This window comes from Bergeyella anatis, assembly GCF_036016955.1.
Classification (GTDB): domain Bacteria; phylum Bacteroidota; class Bacteroidia; order Flavobacteriales; family Weeksellaceae; genus JAYWXI01.
Genome location: NZ_JAYWXI010000068.1, coordinates 1 through 1,092, shown reverse-complemented (window position 1 = coordinate 1,092; position 1,092 = coordinate 1). Strand labels below are relative to the sequence as shown.

At 33.2% G+C, this 1,092-nt stretch carries 2 protein-coding genes; both read left to right on the top strand.

The annotated features are described in order from the left end of the window. Nucleotides 1-75: 75 nt before the first annotated feature. Entirely contained in the window at nt 76-552 is a 477-nt protein-coding gene (locus VQ048_RS12220; protein WP_153936986.1) for a GlcG/HbpS family heme-binding protein, read from the top strand. Nucleotides 553-568: 16 nt separating this feature from the next. Further along, entirely contained in the window at nt 569-979 is a 411-nt protein-coding gene (gene uraH / locus VQ048_RS12215) for a hydroxyisourate hydrolase (RefSeq protein ID WP_327611932.1), read from the top strand. Nucleotides 980-1,092: the final 113 nt, after the last annotated feature.

The window sequence follows — 1,092 nt, the reverse complement described above, 5'->3', positions numbered from 1 at the left end:
TTTCCCGTTATACGATATTTAAAGACAAACATAAATAAAAGACAAAGAATTATGTTGACAAAAAACCTCTTTCAAATGATACTATTCTTATTAATATTTCCATTGATTGTATGGGGGCAGAATAGTACGACCCAATCAACAAGTTTAAATCAATTTGGTGCATTAGAGTTGGCTAAACAGGCAAATATAGAAGCTCTTAAACTGGGGAAAAATGTATCAATTGCTGTTTTAGATGCATCAGGTACAGTTATTCTTTTGCTTAAGGGAGACAATGTTGGACCTCATAATACCGAGGCGTCAAAACGAAAAGCCTTTACAGCTCTTTCTACAAAGACAGCAAGTTTAGAGTTAATGAAAAAGGCAGATGCTAGTTCAAGCTCAAAAAATTTAAATACGATTGCCGAATTACTTTTATTAGGAGGAGGAGTACCCGTTTGGAAAGACGGAGAATTAATAGGCAGTATAGGCATATCAGGAGGTGGTAGTGGCGAAAACGACCATTTTATAGCGGTAACTGCAATACAAAATCTTAATTTTAAAATTAATTATTAACTAAAAAAACAAAAAAATGAAAAAAGTAGCACTTCTATTTTTAGCTTTTATAGCTGCATTACAGTTTGGTTTTGCACAAGAGACAAGATATCAGTTGTCGAGTCATATTCTAGACATTACAGCAGGTAAGCCAGCGACAGGGGTGAAAATCACATTGTCCAAGAAAGATAAAGATAACAAATGGATAAAAATTGATGAAAAAAGCACAGATGATAACGGAAGAATAAAAGACTTTTTAAAACAAGATGGCACAAATAATATAGGTGTTTATAAATTAACATTTCATACAAGTTCGTATTTTGAAACCCTCGGACAAAAATCATTCTATCCATTCATTGAGGTAGTTTTTGAACTTATCAACAATGAACATTATCACGTACCTATAACTTTATCACCTTTTGGTTACTCGACATATAGGGGAAATTAAAACAAACATCGTATAACAAGGTATTGCCGCAAGCGGGGCTGACGGATTTCTATCAAACATTTGGAATAAATTAAACGGTAGGAATTCTAATGAGTTTTAGTGCTAAAAAGCCC